Annotated in this window: 16 protein-coding genes; 10 read left to right on the forward strand and 6 right to left on the reverse strand. The window is 52.5% G+C overall.

Going from position 1 to position 18,621, the window contains the following annotated elements; translation table 11 throughout:
• Window positions 1-35 precede the first annotated feature (35 nt).
• The 5 genes from dtd to G8S19_RS21610 all read right to left on the reverse strand — a co-directional run bounded on the left by dtd (window position 36) and on the right by G8S19_RS21610 (window position 3,774).
• Window positions 36-473, reverse strand: a complete 438-nt coding sequence (gene dtd / locus G8S19_RS21590; RefSeq protein ID WP_003028671.1) for a D-aminoacyl-tRNA deacylase — start codon at window positions 471-473, stop codon at window positions 36-38.
• Entirely contained in the window at window positions 470-1,342 is an 873-nt protein-coding gene (locus tag G8S19_RS21595) for a virulence factor BrkB family protein (protein ID WP_121585273.1), read from the reverse strand. The genes dtd and G8S19_RS21595 overlap by 4 nt, the downstream gene beginning before the upstream one ends.
• Complete coding sequence (gene yihX / locus G8S19_RS21600; RefSeq protein WP_048214033.1) at window positions 1,336-1,935, reverse strand: glucose-1-phosphatase; 600 nt, start codon at window positions 1,933-1,935, stop codon at window positions 1,336-1,338. Before yihX ends, G8S19_RS21595 begins: the two co-directional genes overlap by 7 nt.
• Before the next feature lie 105 nt (window positions 1,936-2,040).
• Window positions 2,041-2,844, reverse strand: coding sequence for a DeoR/GlpR family DNA-binding transcription regulator (locus tag G8S19_RS21605; RefSeq protein WP_253685872.1), 804 nt, complete (start codon window positions 2,842-2,844; stop codon window positions 2,041-2,043).
• A gap of 33 nt (window positions 2,845-2,877) precedes the next feature.
• The gene (locus G8S19_RS21610) at window positions 2,878-3,774 is read right to left on the reverse strand and encodes a sugar kinase (protein WP_121585272.1); all 897 of its coding nucleotides are present in this window, start codon (window positions 3,772-3,774) and stop codon (window positions 2,878-2,880) included.
• A 166-nt stretch (window positions 3,775-3,940) separates the two neighbouring features.
• Here G8S19_RS21610 and yihU point away from each other — a divergent pair, with 166 nt between their 5' ends.
• The 8 genes from yihU (at window position 3,941) to ompL (ending at window position 13,580) form a co-directional block, all read left to right on the forward strand.
• Complete coding sequence (gene yihU, locus G8S19_RS21615) at window positions 3,941-4,837, forward strand: sulfolactaldehyde 3-reductase (RefSeq protein WP_137376917.1); 897 nt, start codon at window positions 3,941-3,943, stop codon at window positions 4,835-4,837.
• 10 nt (window positions 4,838-4,847) lie between these two features.
• Entirely contained in the window at window positions 4,848-5,723 is an 876-nt protein-coding gene (gene yihT, locus G8S19_RS21620) for a sulfofructosephosphate aldolase (RefSeq protein ID WP_043018880.1), read from the forward strand.
• Window positions 5,724-5,737: 14 nt separating this feature from the next.
• Window positions 5,738-6,979, forward strand: a complete 1,242-nt coding sequence (gene yihS, locus G8S19_RS21625) for a sulfoquinovose isomerase (RefSeq protein WP_061066948.1) — start codon at window positions 5,738-5,740, stop codon at window positions 6,977-6,979.
• Between the two features lie 18 nt (window positions 6,980-6,997).
• Window positions 6,998-7,840 carry an aldose-1-epimerase gene (locus tag G8S19_RS21630; protein WP_253685873.1) on the forward strand — a complete coding sequence of 281 codons (843 nt, stop codon included), beginning with the start codon at window positions 6,998-7,000 and terminating at the stop codon, window positions 7,838-7,840.
• A 48-nt stretch (window positions 7,841-7,888) separates the two neighbouring features.
• Window positions 7,889-9,925: an alpha-glucosidase gene (locus G8S19_RS21635; protein WP_137346556.1), complete on the forward strand. Its 2,037-nt coding sequence runs from the start codon at window positions 7,889-7,891 to the stop codon at window positions 9,923-9,925.
• A 45-nt stretch (window positions 9,926-9,970) separates the two neighbouring features.
• On the forward strand, window positions 9,971-11,353 hold the full coding sequence (locus G8S19_RS21640; protein WP_101741981.1) for an MFS transporter: 1,383 nt from the start codon (window positions 9,971-9,973) through the stop codon (window positions 11,351-11,353).
• 46 nt (window positions 11,354-11,399) lie between these two features.
• Window positions 11,400-12,821, forward strand: a complete 1,422-nt coding sequence (locus tag G8S19_RS21645) for an MFS transporter (RefSeq protein WP_124022006.1) — start codon at window positions 11,400-11,402, stop codon at window positions 12,819-12,821.
• Window positions 12,822-12,887: 66 nt separating this feature from the next.
• Complete coding sequence (gene ompL / locus G8S19_RS21650; protein ID WP_048214041.1) at window positions 12,888-13,580, forward strand: porin OmpL; 693 nt, start codon at window positions 12,888-12,890, stop codon at window positions 13,578-13,580.
• Window positions 13,581-13,650: 70 nt separating this feature from the next.
• Here the strand turns inward: ompL and typA are convergent, their stop codons facing one another.
• A complete protein-coding gene (gene typA, locus G8S19_RS21655; protein WP_003028641.1) occupies window positions 13,651-15,474 on the reverse strand; it encodes a ribosome-dependent GTPase TypA in 1,824 nt (607 codons plus the stop codon).
• 379 nt (window positions 15,475-15,853) lie between these two features.
• Here typA and glnA point away from each other — a divergent pair, with 379 nt between their 5' ends.
• Window positions 15,854-17,263 (forward strand): glutamate--ammonia ligase, encoded by a 1,410-nt coding sequence (gene glnA, locus G8S19_RS21660; protein WP_253685874.1) that lies wholly within the window; start codon window positions 15,854-15,856, stop codon window positions 17,261-17,263.
• 299 nt (window positions 17,264-17,562) lie between these two features.
• Window positions 17,563-18,612, forward strand: a complete 1,050-nt coding sequence (gene glnL, locus G8S19_RS21665) for a nitrogen regulation protein NR(II) (RefSeq protein WP_005121842.1) — start codon at window positions 17,563-17,565, stop codon at window positions 18,610-18,612.
• The last annotated feature ends 9 nt before the right edge of the window (window positions 18,613-18,621 follow it).

Consider the following 18,621-nt stretch of genomic DNA (forward strand, 5'->3'; position numbering starts at 1 on the left):
CTCTCTTGTTACCCGCGACCACGCCGGAAGCTGGTTCATACTTGTAACCAGAACGTCACGGGGCCATCATTTACCAGCGAAACCTGCATATCAGCAGCGAATCGCCCGGTTTGCGTATTCATTTCCTGTTGGCGGCAACGCTCAACAAAGTACTCATACAGCGCTTCTGCCCGCTCGGGCGCTGCGCCTTTCGAAAACCCCGGGCGCATGCCGCGTTCGGTATCTGCCGCCAGCGTAAACTGTGAAACCACCAGCACGCTGCCGCCTGACTGCTGCACGTTGAGGTTCATTTTGCCTTCGGCATCGCTAAATATTCGATAGCCGAGTACGCGCTCGCACAGGCGGTTCGCTTTCTGTTCGTCATCATCCCTTTCGACACCTAACAGGACCAAAAGTCCTGGGCCAATTTCACCCGTCACCTCGCCCTCCACGGTGACGCTGGCACGGGTTACGCGCTGAATTAATGCAATCATGGTTGCTCTGCTTCTTCTTGTTCTGCGGCTTGTTTAAGTTTGCGGTATTCCCCGAGAGTGACAGTTATTTCCGCGCCTAGCAAGACGATACACCACGTCCAGTAAACCCAGACGAATAAAATGGGGATCACCGCCAGGACGCCGTAAATGAGCTGATAAGACGGGAACATCGTGATGTAGAGCGCAAATCCTTTCTTCCCGGCTTCGAACAACACGGCGGCCACAAAAGCGCCAATCACCGCATCACGATTAGGGACGCGCGTAGTCGGTACAATGCTGTAGAGGAGCCAGAATGAGAGCCAGGAAAGCACCAGCGGGAAAATACGCAGGACGTTATCAATCACCGTGTTAAGATCGCTGGCCCAGCGCAATGACAACAGATAAGAGCTGATCGCCAGACTGGCTCCCGCCAGCAGCGGCCCCAGCGTTAAAATCATCCAGTAGACGGCGAAAGAGTAAACTTTGGGACGCGTGCGCCTGCTGCGCCAGATAGTATTCAGCGCGTTATCAATGGCATACATCAGCAATAATGCTGTGACAATCAGCCCGCATGCCCCGACTGCCGTCATTTTGTTCGAATTGGCGACAAACTGTTCGATATAACGTTGAATGACGTCTCCCGTCGCCGGGATAAAGTTTGCGAAAATAAAATGACGTAGCTGGACACTGACGTCGGAAAACATCGGAAATGCGGCGAAAAGCGCAAATACGACGGCAATAAGCGGCACTAATGAGAGCAATGAAACGTAGGCAAGATTCCCTGCCAGCGTCGTCATGTTGTCCTCATCAATCCGCTGCCATAGTAGCTTCAACCAGTCTCGTACAGGACGCGTATGATGCCTGGTCTGTTGCCGAACATTTTTTAGCATAACAACGTCGCGAAATAGTCAGGAATCGTCTTTTTATCGACGACCTGGATACTGGTGATCCCTAATCGGTTAGCCCCTTCAATATTATCGGCGTTATCGTCAAAAAAGACCGCATCCTGCGCAGAAAAACCTTCAGACTGCAGGACGTGCTGGTAAATTCGCGCTTCCGGTTTACGCATGCCCAGGTCCTGGGAAAGATAAATATGGTCAGCAGCCTGACGGATCTCGGGATATTCATCCGGCCAAAACGTGGTGTGCAGGCGGTTAGTATTTGATAACACAACGACACGATGCCCCTGCTCACGCAGCTTATGCATGATGTCGATAACCTCAGGGCGCAAGGCGACAAACACGGCCTGCCAGCCGTGAGAGAACTGCTCGTAACTTAGCGGCAGCGCCATCTCGTGACATAGTGCCTCGGCAAAGGCTTCATCCGTTATTTCGCCTCGCTCGTGCTGGTGAAAAGCCTCCCCCATGGTGAAACTTTGCTTTAGCGAAGCCAACGGTACACGACTTAGATCGCTCCATGTGCCCAACACGCGGTTGAAGTCGATATCGACAATCACATTACCCAAATCAAAGATATAGAGCATGCCCTTCTCCTTATTCGCCGTGGATGAATAACTGTAGCGGGAAAGGAGAAGTTTGACTATGCGAGAGTGATGGCTGCGAAGTTATCGGGCCATCATTGGGAAGAATTACACAGCCAGAGCATCATCCTGTGAAGGACTCACCTGCACAATTTCAACCTGCTGTGACTGGAGTAAATTGTGCAATGCCGGACCTGGGTATTCATCAGTAAACAGCGAAGTCACCTGAGACACGTTACCAATTTCTACCGCGGCAGAAGCCGTATATTTCGTATGATCCGCTGCCAGCAGAATGTGTCTTGAATGGGACATCATCGTTTTCACTACGCTGGCCTCGTTAACATCAAACTCCAGCAGCGCGCCGTCACTTTCAATCGCGCCAACGCTGGTAACCAGGTAGTCGGCCCGAAAATCAGCGACAAATGCCGAGGCAGAAGGACCAATAATGCCGCTGTTGTGCGGGCGTAACGTTCCACCTGGTACCATAACTTCAAAACGCGGATTGTTATACAGAATATGCGCCACGCGCAGGCTGTTGGTGATGATGCGCAAATGGTTATGGTTTAACAGCGCGCGGGCCACCTGCTCCACGGTGGTGCCTATGGTAATAAACACCGTCGAACCGTCAGGAATATAGTCAGCCACCGCCTCCGCAATGGCTTTCTTCTCTTCCGTCCACGAGACTTCACGCTGCTCAAAAGCCGTATTCACCACGCTGGAGGCTCTGCCCGCGCCACCATGATGACGCGTAATTAATCCCTGCTCGCTGAGTTTACGAATATCACGACGCACAGTTTGCGTAGACACGTCCAGCAGGCTGGCCAGCTCGTCGATATTCATATAACCGCGCTCGCTAATCAGCATAAGCAGTTGATCGTGTCGCGGATTACCGGTCAGTTCGGTAAGACTCATGAAATTTCCTCGAAAAACCATTGCCCTGGCATTTTATACAAAAAGTGACAGAAAAGATCGGGTTTGATCACAGTCAGGGATTCCGGATCTTCCTCCCGGGCGAGTGCATTTTAACGCAGCAACCCCACTGGCAAACCTGACGGCCTCTTCTGGAGCATCGCCGTCAGCCAGGCTGAATGCGAGCGCACCGTGGAAAACGTCTCCGGCCCCCGTAGTATCCACTACGTCGACTTTAAATCCAGATTGATGCTGCAACGTATTATTTTTTATCCAGTCACAGCCTTCGCTCCCTCGTGTCACATAGACATGACCATTTGTGAGCGTTTGCGATTTTTTTAGTCCAACGACAGGATCGGTTATCCCGGTTAAACGCGCCAGACCCGGTTCAGAGAACGCCGCATGATCGCTCAACGCCACCAGCTCACTGATATCTTGTGGCGTGACGTCACCATCCAGTACCGTCATCACTCCCGCCCGACGCGCCAGCGTGAACGCCTGCCTGGCGCCTTCGTGCCAGCGAACATCCGCCAGAACCACATCCCACTGCGAAAAATCGATCTCGTTGAGCCAGTCAGCGTCATGCAGTAAGTCCGGGCTGGGGTAGTTAACGATAATACGCTCCCCTTGCGCATCCACCATAATCGCCGATTGTGAAGACTTTGCCCCCGCATAGCGCCGGGTGTAGCGGGTGTTTACCCCCAGGGATTCCAGCTCCGCCAGCAGGCTGTTTCCGGTGTCGTCATCGCCCACACGGCCAATAAAGTCCACCTGCGCGCCCAGCTTCGCTGCAGCCACTGCGGCCGTTGCAGCAGGCCCGCCGCCCACTTCGGTATAGCGCTTCGCCACATATTTACCTCCTTCAGTCGGTAAACCTTCTACGTAATAGATGCGATCCATCACGGTAATACCCACACAAGCAACACGAATCATGGTCATTCCTTAGGCGTTTCAAGATGGGATCATTTTAATTTCACAAAATGTTTAAAAAGTGACGGTTGTCAATTTTTTGACCATAAATTACAAATACGATCAAAAACAGACAAAAACAAACGACCTTAAATGACAAAAAATGACATCCACGTCTCAGGAGAACGTTATGGCAGTTATAGCATTTATCGGATTAGGTCAGATGGGTTCACCCATGGCGAGCAACTTGCTGAAGCAGGGTCATCAACTCAGCGTCTTTGACGTTAACCCGGATGCCGTTCAGCGCCTGGTGGAAAAAGGAGCCCAACCTGCCAACAGCCCGGCTCAGGCAGCAAAAGGGGCAGAATTTGTTATCACCATGCTGCCAAACGGCGATCTGGTGCGCAGCGTACTGTTCGGCAAGCAGGGTATCTGTGAAAGCCTTTCCCCACAGGCATTAGTGATTGATATGTCGACTATTCACCCACTACAAACCGACAAACTGATCGCCGATATGCGTGCCAAAGGCTTCGACATGATGGATTGCCCGGTTGGACGTACCTCCGATCACGCTATCGCGGGAACGCTGTTACTGCTGGCAGGTGGCACGGCGGAGCAGGTAGAACGCGCCACACCGGTTCTGATGGCGATGGGCAATGAATTGATCAACGCAGGCGGTCCCGGTATGGGCATTCGCGTCAAGCTCATCAATAACTACATGAGCATCGCGTTAAACGCCCTGTCTGCCGAAGCCGCCGTGTTGTGCGAAGCGCTCGGCCTCTCCTTCGATGTGGCCTTGCAAGTCATGAGCGGCACTCCCGCCGGGAAAGGCCACTTCACTACCTCCTGGCCGAACAAAGTGCTGAAAGGCGATCTTTCCCCGGCCTTCATGATCGATTTAGCTCATAAGGATCTTGGCATCGCTCTGGACGTTGCCAACCAATTACACGTACCGATGCCGCTCGGCGCCGCCTCCCGCGAAGTCTATAACCAGGCGCGCGCCGCAGGTCGTGGCCGGGAAGACTGGACCGCCATTCTTGAACAGGTTCGCGCATCCGCCGGGCTAAATAAACACACAGATAAGTAAGGACTGAACAATGACGAAGTACACCCTGAAAGATATCACCCGAGCTTCCGGCGGTTTTGCCATGCTGGCGGTCGATCAGCGCGAAGCCATGCGCTTAATGTTTGCCGCAGCGGGTGCAAAATCCCCGGTCAATGACAGCGTGCTGACCGATTTCAAAGTCAATGCGGCAAAAATCCTGTCCCCCTATGCCTCCGCCATTCTGGTCGATCAGCAGTTCTGCTACCGCCAGGTTGTAGAGCAAAACGCGGTAGCCAAAAGCTGCGCCATGATTGTGGCCGCTGATGAGTTTATTCCGGGTAACGGAATTCCGGTCGATAGCGTAGTGATTGATAAAAAAATCAACCCGCAGGCTGTGAAGCAAGATGGTGCCAAGGCTCTCAAACTGCTGGTGCTGTGGCGTAGCGATGAAGATGCCCAACAGCGTCTGGACATGGTGAAAGAATTCAATGAGCTATGCCATTCCAATGGGCTGCTGAGCATCATCGAGCCGGTTGTTCGCCCACCGCGTCGTGGCGATAAGTTCGATCGCGAACAGGCCATCATCGATGCCGCAAAAGAGCTGGGCGACAGCGGTGCCGATCTCTACAAGGTCGAAATGCCGCTGTACGGCAAAGGAACCCAACAGGAATTGCTTAGCGCCTCTCAGCGCCTGAATGAAAACATCAACATGCCGTGGGTCATTCTCTCCTCTGGTGTGGATGAAAAACTGTTCCCACGCGCGGTCAGCGTAGCAATGACCGCAGGCGCATCCGGCTTCCTGGCCGGGCGTGCGGTCTGGTCATCCGTTGTGGGCCTGCCGGATACCGAACTGATGCTGCGTGATGTTTCCGCACCGAAGTTGCAGCGTCTGGGCGATATCGTCGACGAAATGATGGCCCGCCGCTAATAGAGGATCAAAGCATGAAATGGTTTAACACCCTAAGCCACAACCGCTGGCTGGAACAAGAAACCGATCGCATCTTTAACTTTGGTAAGAACGCGGCGGTGCCCACCGGGTTTGGTTGGTTAGGAAACAGTGGTCAGGTCAGAGCGGATATGGGAACACATCTGTGGATCACCGCCCGCATGCTGCACGTCTATTCCGTTGCCGCCTCCATGGGTCGCCCAGGTGCATATCAACTCGTCGACCACGGCATTAAGGCGCTGAACGGCGCGCTACGCGACACACGCTACGGCGGTTGGTACGCCTGCGTCAATGACGAAGGCGTGATGGATGCCTCCAAGCAGGGCTATCAGCATTTCTTCGTCTTACTTGGCGCGGCAAGCGCGGTCACTACCGGTCATCCACAGGCCAGAAAATTGCTGGATGACGCCATCGAGGTGATTGAGAAGTACTTCTGGAGCGAAGACGAACAAATGTGCCTGGAGTCCTGGGACGAAGCCTTCAGCCAGACAGAAGATTATCGCGGCGGCAACGCTAACATGCACGCGGTCGAAGCTTTCCTGATCGTGTATGACGTGACTCATGACCGTAAATGGCTCGATCGCGCACTGCGTATCGCTTCGGTGATTATTCACGATGTGGCCCGTAGCGGGGAGTACCGCGTCAATGAACACTTCGATTCACAGTGGAATCCAATCCGCGATTACAACAAGGACAACCCAGCTCACCGTTTCCGCGCCTACGGTGGCACGCCGGGTCACTGGATCGAGTGGGGCCGCCTGATGCTGCATCTACATGCCGCGTTGGAAGCTCGCTTCGAAACGCCGCCTGCCTGGCTGCTGGAAGATGCAAAAGGACTTTTCCACGCCACTATCCGCGACGCCTGGGCACCGGACGGCGCAGACGGTTTTGTCTATTCGGTGGATTGGGACGGCACACCGATCGTTCGCGAAAGAGTGCGCTGGCCGATAGTCGAAGCGATGGGCACCGCCTACGCCCTGTACACCCTCACAGGTGACAGCCAGTACGAAGCCTGGTACCAGAAATGGTGGGATTACTGCATCACCTACCTGATGGATTACGAGACCGGTTCATGGTGGCAGGAGCTGGACACCGATAACAAGGTGACCACCAAAGTCTGGGACGGCAAGCAGGACATTTATCACCTGCTGCACTGCCTGGTGATCCCGCGTCTGCCGCTGGCTCCGGGCCTTGCTCCGGCTGTTGCCGCCGGTCTGCTGGATATCAACGCTAAATAAGTAACAAGGTGGGCTGCCATGCATAGCGGTGGAAAAACCATTCATCTTCAGGCCGGACACTACCAGGCGAAAATCGTCACGGTTGGCGCTGGGCTAGCAGAATTGACGCACCGTGGGCGTCATATCGTTATTCCCCACAAACCGGAAGAAATGCCGCTGGCACACTTAGGGAAAGTGTTAATCCCCTGGCCAAACCGCGTTGTAGACGGCAGCTATCACTATAACGGCAAGGATTACCAGCTTGCCGTTAACGACTCAGTTTCACATACCGCCATTCATGGGTTACTGGCCTGGCGGGACTGGCAGATTAACCAGCAGTCGGTATCGGAAGTGTCGCTGACGATTTTTCTGCCGCCTTCTTATGGTTATCCCTTTGCGCTGGTTTCAGAGGTGATTTACCGACTGGAGGCAACCCGTGGACTGCACGTTTTTATCCGCACACAGAATGTGGGTGACGAAATCGCGCCGTATGGCGCGGGAGCACATCCCTACTTGACCTGCAATCTGCAACCCATTGATGACTGTGAATTAACACTCCCGGTGAGTGAAGAAACATGTGATGAACGATATTTCACCACGCCGCAACGCATTGCGCAGACCGCTATCGATCATACGTTCAGGACTCTGCCACCTGACGCTGAGTGGGAAGTCAGGATGACCAGCCCATCGCAAAACATGTCCACTTTTTTACGCAGCCACCAGCCCTGGTTGCAAGTGTATACCGGCGAAAAATTAGCACGGCGTGGCCTGGCGGTTGAACCGATGACCTGCCCGCCAGACGCCTTTAACTCCGGAATTAGCCTGATTCATCTCGCGCCCGGAGAACAACATCAGATGCATTTTTTAATCGGCAGTGAATAACAGATTTCCGACAAATTACCGAATTACCCTATTTTTACGGAGACAATAATGAATTCGCTACAACAACGGTCAACCGCCTTAGAACTCACATCATTACCTGATGGATTTGCTTTAACGTACCACCAGCGCCTGATTTTACGCCACAGCACAGAAAACCCCTGCCTGTGGATCGGCGCTGGTGTTGCCGACATTGACATGTTTCGCGGCAACTTCAGCATTAAAGACAAGCTCAATGAGAAAATTGCCCTGACCGACGCCACGGTCAGCGAGTCGCCTGACGGCTGGCGGGTGCATTTCAGCCGCGGTGATACCATCAACGCCACGCTGCATATTTCTACCGATGAACAAGGTCGCCTGAAGCTGGATCTGCACAACGGCGATCTCAACCATAACCGCATTTGGCTGCGACTGGCCGCTAATCCAGACGATCATATCTACGGCTGCGGCGAACAGTTCTCTTACTTCGACTTACGCGGTAAACCTTTCCCGCTGTGGACCAGCGAACAGGGCGTGGGCCGAAACAAAAACAGCTATGTCACCTGGCAAGCCGACTGTAAAGAGAACGCCGGCGGCGACTACTACTGGACCTTCTTCCCGCAACCGACCTTCGTCAGCACGCAGAAGTACTACTGCCACGTTGATAACAGTTGCTATATGAATTTCGACTTCAGCGCGCCGGAGTATCACGAACTGGCGCTGTGGGAGGACAAAACCACCCTGCGCTTTGAGTGCGCTGATACCTACATCTCTCTGCTGGAAAAATTGACTGCACTGTTAGGACGCCAGCCGGAGCTGCCGGACTGGATCTACGATGGCGTCACGCTCGGTATTCAGGGCGGTACTGAGGTTTGCCAGAGCAAACTGGACACCATGCGTAACGCAGGCGTGAAAGTAAACGGCATCTGGGCGCAGGACTGGTCCGGGATCCGCATGACCTCCTTTGGCAAGCGCGTGATGTGGAACTGGAAATGGAACAGCGACAATTATCCGCAGTTGGATAGCCGTATTAAGCAGTGGAAAGAAGAAGGCGTGCAGTTCCTCTCCTACATCAACCCGTATGTTGCCAGCGATAAAGATCTCTGTGCCGAAGCGGCCAAACACGGTTATCTGGCGAAAGATGCATCCGGCGGCGATTACCTCGTAGAGTTTGGCGAGTTTTACGGCGGCGTGGTCGATCTGACCAACCCGGAAGCCTACGACTGGTTCAAAGAGGTCATCAAGAAAAACATGATCGAACTGGGCTGCGGCGGCTGGATGGCGGATTTTGGCGAATACCTGCCGACAGATACGTATCTGCACAACGGCGTCAGCGCCGAGATCATGCACAACGCCTGGCCCGCACTGTGGGCGAAATGTAACTACGAAGCGCTACAGGAGACCGGCAAACTCGGCGAGATCCTGTTCTTTATGCGTGCGGGTTACACCGGTAGCCAGAAATACTCCACCATGATGTGGGCGGGCGATCAGAACGTGGACTGGAGCCTTGACGACGGTCTGGCTTCCGTCGTTCCTGCGGCGCTGTCGCTGGCGATGACCGGTCACGGTCTGCACCACAGCGATATCGGCGGCTACACCACCCTGTTTGACATGAAACGCAGCAAAGAACTGCTGCTGCGCTGGTGTGACTTCAGCGCCTTCACGCCGATGATGCGCACCCACGAAGGTAACCGCCCAGGCGATAACTGGCAGTTTGATGGTGATGCTGAAACCATCGCCCACTTTGCACGAATGACCACCGTGTTTACCACCCTGAAACCGTATCTCAAACAGGCCGTCGCGCAAAACAGCGCTACCGGTCTGCCGGTGATGCGCCCGCTGTTCCTGCATTACGAAGACGATGCGCGGACCTATACCCTGAAATATCAGTATCTGCTGGGACAAGATCTGCTGGTTGCGCCGGTTCACGAACAAGGCAAGTCCGACTGGACCCTGTATCTGCCAGAGGATAGCTGGGTAAATGTCTGGACCGGGGAAACTTACCAGGGCGGTGAAATTACCGTAGATGCGCCTATTGGCAAGCCTCCGGTGTTTTATCGCGCGAAGAGTGAATGGGCGTCACTGTTTGCCACTTTACGCAACATCTAATACGGCTCGCCCGTGAGGAGACTCACGGGCACATGGAGAATAATAATGAGTCAGACCTCTTCTAATCCGGCAACCCTACGCTTGCCGTTCAAAGAAAAACTCGCCTATGGGATGGGTGATTTAGGTTCCAATATCCTGCTGGACATAGGTACGCTCTATTTACTCAAGTTTTATACCGATGTTCTTGGTTTACCTGGAACTTATGGCGGTATCATTTTCCTTATCGCCAAGTTTTTTACCGCGTTTACCGATATGGGGACTGGGATTATGCTCGACTCGCGCCGCAAAATCGGCCCGAAAGGCAAATTCCGCCCATTCGTTCTGTATGCCGCATTTCCAGTGACGCTGCTGGCGATTGCGAACTTTGTCGGTACACCATTTGAAGTCACCGGTAAAACGGTGATGGCAACGGTACTGTTTATGCTGTACGGACTGTTCTTCAGTATGATGAACTGCTCTTACGGTGCGATGGTCCCCGCAATCACCAAAAACCCGGACGAACGCGCCTCGCTGGCAGCCTGGCGACAGGGCGGAGCCACTCTTGGCTTGCTGCTGTGCACCGTCGGCTTTGTTCCAGTAATGAACCTGATCGAAGGCAACTCTCAGTTGGGCTATATCTTCGCCGCCACCTTGTTCTCTCTGTTCGGCCTGCTGTTCATGTGGCTGTGCTATGCCGGGGTAAAAGAACGCTACGTAGAAGTGAAACCCGTTGATGCCGCGCAAAAACCGGGATTGCTGCAATCCTTCCGCGCCATCGCAGGTAACCGCCCGCTGTTTATTCTGTGCGTTGCCAACCTTTGCACACTTGGCGCGTTTAACGTCAAGCTGGCGATTCAGGTCTATTACACCCAGTACGTACTGAACGACCCGATCCTCCTTTCGTGGATGGGCTTTTTCAGCATGGGCTGTATCTTCATCGGTGTCTTCTTGATGCCGGGAATGGTCAGACGTTTCGGCAAGAAAAAGGTCTACATCGGCGGTTTGTTGATTTGGGTCGCGGGTGATCTGCTGAACTACTTCTTTGGCGGCGGCTCAGTCAGCTTTGTCACCTTCTCCTGTCTGGCATTCTTCGGCTCAGCATTCGTCAACAGCCTGAACTGGGCGCTGGTCTCCGACACGGTGGAATATGGCGAATGGCGTACCGGCGTTCGTTCGGAAGGAACGGTATACACCGGCTTCACTTTCTTTCGTAAAGTGTCACAAGCGCTGGCGGGATTCTTCCCCGGCTGGATGCTAACGCAAATCGGCTATGTCCCCAACGTGGTGCAATCTGCCAGTACGGTCGAAGGATTGCGTCAGCTGATCTTTATTTATCCCTGCGCGTTAGCGGTGATCACCATTGTAGCTATGGGCTGTTTCTACAACCTTAACGAGAAGATGTATGTCCGTATCGTTGAAGAGATAGAAGCGCGTAAACAAACCGTTTGATAATAATAATGAATAGCGCTCTACGGGGCGCTATTGAGGAGCGATTATGTCTTTTCATGATCCGCTAACGCTAAAACTGAGCCTGCGTGAAAAATTCGCCTACGGAGTGGGTGACTTCGGCTCAAATTTGATGCTGTGTATCGGCACGCTGTATCTGCTTAAATTTTATACCGATGAACTAGGGATGCCGGCCTGGTACGGTGGGATTATCTTTTTAGTAGCGAAGTTCTTCACCGCCTTCACCGATATTCTGACCGGCGTGTTGCTGGACTCAAGGCGTAATATTGGCGCAAAGGGGAAATTCAGACCCTTTATTTTGTATGCGTCATTTCCTGTCGCCGTCGTCGCCAGCGCGCAGTTTTTAGCGACAGGCTTTACGCTGACGGTGAAAACCGGGCTGGCAACGGTGTTGTTCATGCTGTTCGGCCTGTTCTATAGCCTGATGAACTGTTCCTACGGCGCGATGGTGCCTGCAATTACTAAAAATCCACATGAACGCGCTCAGCTCGCCGCCTGGCGTCAGGGCGGCGCTACCGTAGGTCTGTTACTGTGTACCGTTGGCTTTATGCCGATTCAGGCGCTATTTGTCAGTTCGCCTTCGCTGGGTTATCTGATTGCCGCACTGCTCTTCTCTGTCTGCGGACTGTTCAGTATGTGGTGGTGCTTTAGCGGTGTGAAGGAACGCTATATCGAAATCGTGCCGGATCACCATAAACCCAGTATTCTCAAGTCGTTTTGCGCCATTTTCCGTAACCCTCCGCTGCTGGTGCTGTGTGTCGCCAACCTGTGCACGCTGGCGGCATTCAACATTAAGCTGGCAATTCAGGTGTATTACACCCAGTACGTGCTCAACGATATACATCTGCTGTCGTGGATGGGTTTCTTCAGCATGGGGTGCATTCTGCTTGGGGTACTGCTGGTGCCCGCAGCCGTAAAACGTTTTGGTAAAAAGCAGGTTTACCTTGGCGGTCTGGCGCTATGGGCAATCGGCGATGTGCTGAACTTTTTCTGGGGCAGCACGTCATTTTTATTCGTGATGTTTTCTTGCATGGCCTTCTTCGGAACCGCTTTTGTTAACAGCCTGAACTGGGCGCTGGTTCCGGATACGGTCGATTATGGCGAATGGAAGACGGGGATCCGTGCGGAAGGCTCGGTATATACGGGTTATACCTTTTCGCGCAAAATTTCCGCGGCGCTCGCAGGCTTCCTGCCTGGGATTATGCTGACACAAATCGGTTATATCCCCAACATAGTCCAGAGCGATGCTACCCTGCTCGGTTTGCGTCAACTTATTTTTCTCTGGCCTTGCGGACTTGCAATTATTGCAGCACTCACGATGGGCTTCTTTTATAAGCTCAACGAAACACGTTTTGCTTTTATTATTGAGGAAATCAGCCAACGGAAGAAAAATAATATCCAACCAGACCCGGTTACCAATAAAAAGAATACCTCTGCTGTAAACGTATAAAAATAATAGCCGCCTATTCCATCCCAATGAATGGCGGCCTCCCTACGCTTAAAAAATGGATTTATCATGAAAAAATTAACGACAATAATTCTCTTATCCTCTGTGGTATCAACCTCTGCTTTCGCTGGAGCCTATGTAGAAAACCGCGAAGCATATAACCTGGCGTCCGATCAAATAGAGGTCATGATGCGCGTCGGCTATAACTCTGATATGGGTGCGGGCATCATGCTCACCAACACCTACACGATGCAACGCAAGGATGAGCTAAAACACGGCTATAACGAAATAGAGGGCTGGTATCCGTTATTTAAACCGACAGATAAATTAACAATCCAACCTGGCGGGCTAATAAACGATAAGAGTATTGGTTCTGGCGGTGCTGTTTATCTGGATGTTAACTATAAATTTACACCATGGTTTAATCTTACCGTGCGTAATCGATATAACCATAATAACTACAGTTCAACCGACCTGAACGGCGACCTGGATAATAATGATACCTATGAAATAGGTAACTACTGGAACTTTGCCATTACCGATAAATTTTCCTATACCTTTGAACCGCACTATTTTATGCGAGTTAATGACTTCAATAGCAGCAACGGAAAAGATCATCACTGGGAAATTACCAATACCTTTAAGTATCGGATCAATGAACACTGGTTGCCCTACCTGGAATTACGCTGGTTAGATCGCAATGTTGAACCCTATCATCGCGAACAAAACCAGATTCGTGTTGGGGCAAAGTATTTCTTCTGATACTGCTGATGATAAAAAAAGCCGCTGATAATCAGCGGCTTTTTTATGCTTACCTGAGAAAGAGCGTTAATTACTCTTCTTTCGCGCCACGCATTGCACGGCGACGATCGTTTTCAGTCAGGTGACGCTTACGAATACGGATAGAGGTTGGAGTAACTTCTACCAGTTCGTCGTCATCGATGAATTCCAGAGCCTGCTCCAGAGTCATCTTAACCGGCGGAACCAGAACCGTCGCTTCGTCAGTACCGGACGCACGCATGTTGGTCAGTTTCTTACCGGTCAGGCAGTTTACAGTCAGGTCGTTAGAGCGGCTGTGAATACCGATGATCTGGCCTTCGTAAACTTCAGCACCGTGACCCAAGAACAGCTTACCGCGGTCCTGCAGGCTGAACAGTGCGAACGCAACTGCTTTACCCTGGCCGTTGGAGATCAGTACGCCGTTCTGACGCTGACCCACATCACCCGCACGAACGTCGTCGTAGTGGCTGAAGGTGGAGTACAGCAGACCGGTACCGGAAGTCATGGTCATGAATTCTGAACGGAAGCCGATCAGACCACGGCTTGGGATCACGTAGTCAAGACGTACGCGGCCTTTGCCATCTGGATTCATGTTTTTCAGGTCGCCTTTACGCTCACCCAGAGCCTGCATGACAGAACCCTGATGCTGCTCTTCGACGTCCAGCGTTACGTTTTCGAACGGCTCTTGTTTACGGCCATCGATTTCGCGGAAGATAACTTTCGGACGGGAAACCGCCATTTCGAAACCTTCACGACGCATGTTTTCAATCAGAACAGACAGGTGCAGCTCACCACGACCGGATACGCGGAACGCATCCGCATCTTCGGTTTCTTCAACGCGCAGCGCAACGTTGTGCACCAGCTCTTTGTTCAGGCGGTCAAGGATCTGACGAGAGGTAACATATTTACCTTCTTTACCACAGAACGGAGAGGTGTTTACGCAGAAGAACATGGTTACGGTCGGTTCATCAACGGACAGAGCCGGCAGCGCTTCGACGTTCTGCGGGTCGCAGATGGTGTCGGATATGTTCAGTTCGCCCAGACCGGTGATCGCGATGATATCGCCGGCTTCGGCAATATCGCTCTCGATACGTTCCAGACCCAGATGAGTCAGAACTTTACCGACTTTACCGTTACGGGTTTTGCCTTCGCTATCAATGATAGTGATCTGCTGGTTCGGTTTAACTTTACCGCGTTTAATGCGGCCGATGCCGATTACGCCAACGTAGTTGTTGTAGTCCAGCTGAGAGATTTGCATCTGCAGCGGGCCATCAAGGTCTACGTTCGGAGCCGGTACACGATCAACGATGGTCTGGTACAGCGGAGTCATGTCTTCAGCCATATCTTCGTGATCCAGGCCTGCGATACCGTTCAGCGCGGAAGCGTAAACGATCGGGAAGTCCAGCTGTTCGTCGGTAGCGTCGAGGTTAACGAACAGGTCGAATACCTGATCAACAACCCAGTCAGGACGCGCGCCAGGACGGTCAACTTTGTTGATAACAACAATTGGCTTCAGGCCATGGGCAAAGGCTTTTTTGGTCACGAAGCGCGTCTGCGGCATCGGACCATCCATTGCATCCACCACCAGCAGCACGGAGTCGACCATGGACATTACACGTTCAACTTCACCACCGAAGTCGGCGTGCCCCGGGGTATCAACGATGTTGATGCGGTAGTCATTCCATTTGATAGCGGTGTTTTTAGCGAGGATGGTAATCCCACGCTCTTTCTCCAAATCGTTGGAGTCCATCACGCGCTCTTGGGTTTCAGCACGTGCATCGAACGTACCGGATTGTTGGAGCAGCTTGTCTACCAGGGTCGTTTTACCATGGTCTACGTGCGCGATGATGGCGATGTTACGCAAATTTTCGATCACAACTTTGCCTCAGGCATTTTAGAAATAGCGCGTTATTGTACACGGATTAATCGCAGTACAAAACAGGATCACAAACATCCTCCGCAAACAAGTATTGCAGAGTTTCTTTGTGATCACATTCACGGAGCGTTAAAAGGGGTAATCTGACATGCTTTGCACCAATATGGTGCTTAATGTTCACATTAAAGCACTATAATGGTGCAATACAACCTTCATGGTGCAGCCCCTTTGCACGATAGTGCGCATGATAACGCCTTTTAGGGGCAATTTAAAAGTTGGCACAGATTTCGCTTTATATTTTTTACGGCGACACGGCCAATTTTTGCAGAATTGAAGACTTCGTTACCACGACGACCATGACCAATCCGGGAGAGTAAGTATGTCCGCTGAACACGTTTTGACGATGCTGAACGAACACGAAGTGAAGTTTGTTGATTTGCGCTTCACTGATACCAAAGGTAAAGAACAGCACGTCACTATTCCTGCTCATCAGGTAAATGCCGAATTCTTTGAAGAAGGCAAAATGTTTGACGGCTCCTCAATCGGTGGCTGGAAAGGCATTAACGAATCAGACATGGTTCTGATGCCAGATGCGTCGACTGCACTCATCGACCCGTTCTATGAAGAGTCTACCCTGATCATCCGTTGCGATATCCTGGAACCCGGTACGCTGCAGGGCTATGACCGCGACCCGCGCTCCATCGCTAAACGCGCTGAAGAGTATCTGCGTTCTACCGGCATCGCAGACACCGTTCTGTTCGGGCCAGAGCCAGAATTCTTCCTGTTTGACGACATCCGTTTCGGCGCGTCTATTTCCGGTTCCCACGTGGCAATCGATGACATCGAAGGCGCATGGAACTCCTCCACCAAATACGAAGGTGGTAACAAAGGTCACCGTCCTGGCGTGAAAGGCGGTTACTTCCCGGTTCCTCCGGTAGATTCTTCTCAGGACATCCGTTCTACCATGTGTCTGATCATGGAAGAAATGGGTCTGGTTGTTGAAGCGCATCACCACGAAGTGGCGACCGCTGGCCAGAACGAAATCGCGACCCGCTTTAACACCATGACCAAAAAAGCGGACGAAATTCAGATCTACAAATACGTTGTGCACAACGTGGCGCACCGTTTCGGTAAAACCGCGACCTTTATGCCAAAACCGATGTTCGGTGATAACGGTTCCGGTATGCACTGCCACATGTCCCTGTCCAAGAACGGCGTAAACCTGTTCTCTGGCGACAAATATGCGGGTCTGTCTGAGCAGGCGCTGTTCTACATCGGCGGCGTAATCAAACACGCTAAAGCGATCAACGCCCTGGCTAACCCGACCACCAACTCCTACAAGCGTCTGGTCCCAGGCTACGAAGCGCCGGTAATGCTGGCTTACTCTGCCCGTAACCGTTCTGCTTCTATCCGTATTCCGGTAGTTGCTTCTCCGAAAGCGCGTCGTATTGAAGTGCGTTTCCCGGACCCGGCTGCTAACCCGTACCTGTGCTTCGCAGCGCTGCTGATGGCTGGTCTTGACGGTATCAAGAACAAGATCCACCCGGGCGAAGCGATGGACAAAAACCTGTATGACCTGCCGCCGGAAGAAGCGAAAGAGATCCCACAGGTTGCTGGTTCTCTGGAAGAAGCACTGAAAGAACTGGATCTGAACCGTGAGTTCCTGACTGCAGGCGGCGTGTTCACCAATGAAGCGATCGATGCGTACATTACGCTGCGTCGCGAAGAAGATGACCGTGTGCGTATGACTCCGCACCCGGTAGAGTTTGAGCTGTACTACAGCGTTTAATTTAACTTTTACACTCTCACATAAAAACGTGCAGAGGATGTAATAACCAATGGATTTCTTGCTACAGCAAGGCAGCAATTGAGTGAATCCCCGGGAGCTTACATAAGTAAGTGACTGGGGTGAGCGAAAGCAGCCAACACAGCTGTCGGGAGAAAGACGAAGGTTTTAGTTGCCGTGGAACTTTTAGCCCATCCCAGGATGGGCTTTTTTCTCCACTAACAACCTGCTTTCTCGCGCTTTTTTGATGTAAAAAGCTATAATGCACTAAATTGGTGCAACACTTTTCAGGAGACTGCTGAATGGCAACCGGCACGCTGCCCGATGCTGGGCAGATCCTCAATTCTTTAATCAACAGCATCTTACTCGTCGACGATGAGCTGGCGGTGCATTACGCCAACCCGGCGGCACAGCAGCTGCTCGCCCAAAGCTCCCGCAAACTGTTTGGTACACCGCTTCCCGATCTGTTGAGTTATTTCTCCTTAAACATCGGACTGATGCGAGAGAGCCTGGAAGCAGGCCAGGGATTTACGGATAACGAAGTGACGCTGGTGATAGACAGCCACTCACATATCCTCTCAGTGACCGCTCAGAGGCTGCCTGATGGCCTTATCCTGCTGGAGATGGCGCCAATGGATAACCAGCGCCGTCTGAGTCAGGAGCAGCTCCAGCACGCCCAGCAGATTGCCGCCCGCGATCTGGTGCGCGGTCTGGCGCACGAAATCAAGAACCCTTTAGGTGGATTACGCGGCGCAGCGCAGCTACTCAGCAAAGCGCTTCCGGACCCGGCGCTGACCGAATATACCAAAGTCATTATTGAGCAGGCCGACCGCCTGCGTAATCTGGTCGACCGTCTGCTGGGACCACAACAGCCTGGCATGCATGTCACGGAAAGTATTCACAAGGTGGCGGAGCGCGTGGTGGCGCTGGTCTCAATGGAGCTCCCGGAAAACGTCACGCTGATTCGTGATTACGACCCGAGTCTGCCCGAATTACTGCACGATCCAGACCAGATCGAGCAGGTTCTGTTAAACATCGTGCGCAATGCTTTACAGGCGTTGGGACCGGAAGGCGGTGAGATCATTCTGCGTACCCGCACCGCGTTTCAGCTCACGCTGCACGGCGTACGTTATCGCCTGGCGGCACGGATTGATGTTGAGGATAACGGTCCGGGTATTCCCTCGCATTTGCAGGACACGCTGTTCTACCCAATGGTCAGCGGTCGCGAAGGCGGTACCGGGCTTGGATTATCCATCGCCCGTAATTTGATTGATCAACATTCCGGCAAAATTGAATTTACCAGTTGGCCGGGTCATACCGAGTTCTCGGTTTACCTGCCTATCAGGAAATAAAGGTGACGT

This window comes from Citrobacter sp. SX206, from assembly GCF_024181025.1.
GTDB classification, from domain to species: Bacteria; Pseudomonadota; Gammaproteobacteria; order Enterobacterales; family Enterobacteriaceae; genus Citrobacter; species Citrobacter youngae.